Origin of the sequence: Flavobacterium macrobrachii (assembly GCF_014486675.1) — a bacterium.
Classification (GTDB): Bacteria; Bacteroidota; Bacteroidia; order Flavobacteriales; family Flavobacteriaceae; genus Flavobacterium; species Flavobacterium macrobrachii.
The window spans coordinates 1-697 of record NZ_JACTAC010000185.1 but is presented as its reverse complement, the minus strand read 5'-3'; the positions used below and the strand labels follow the sequence as shown (position 1 = coordinate 697).

The 697-nt window shown below is 36.7% G+C and carries 1 pseudogene; it reads left to right on the top strand.

The window, feature by feature from the left end:
* Positions 1–160: 160 nt before the first annotated feature.
* Positions 161–697 (top strand): annotated as a pseudogene (locus tag IAI56_RS15880) (transcriptional regulator); the annotation flags it as partial.

Here is a 697-nt window from a genome sequence, read left to right as displayed (position 1 = left end):
ACCGAGCGCAGACGAGGTACTTTATCATTCAAATGCTTCTTGTCACTAAGAATGTCATCCTGGGCTTATCGAAGGACTTTGCGTGCTTTGCGCCTTCCTTGTGGTCTTTGCGGTTAAACTATTCACTAATTACTCTTCACTAATCACTCATCACTAAACCATGAACTACATAAAACACCTAACAGGATTTTTTGACAGAGTAGCAAAAGACAAACTGCTCAATCCAACGCATGTAAGTTTATACATGTCATTGTTCCAATTCTGGAATTGCAATCGGTTCAGAAACCCAATCAGTATTTCTCGTGATGAAATAATGCGAATAAGTAAAATCAGTTCAAAAGCAACCTATCACAAATGCCTCAAAGCATTGCATGCACAAGGGTATATCAAATACGAACCATCATACAATCCATTCAAAGGCAGCCATGTTTTTTTATTCAATTTCTCCGATGATTTAAAGCCTTTACCCAAAAGTGCCAGTTCAAATTTTAAACCAGTCATTGAACAAGTCGTGAACAAGTCGTGTACTAGTGATGAAACAAGTAGTGAACAGGTTAATGAACAAGTCGTAGTACCTTATATAAACAATACAAACAATTCAAACGATTTAAACAATTCAAACAGCTTAAACTTGGGCGAGCAATCAAAAAAAATTGAAGAAGAAAATCGAAATGATGAATTTGTCATGCCGAGCGCA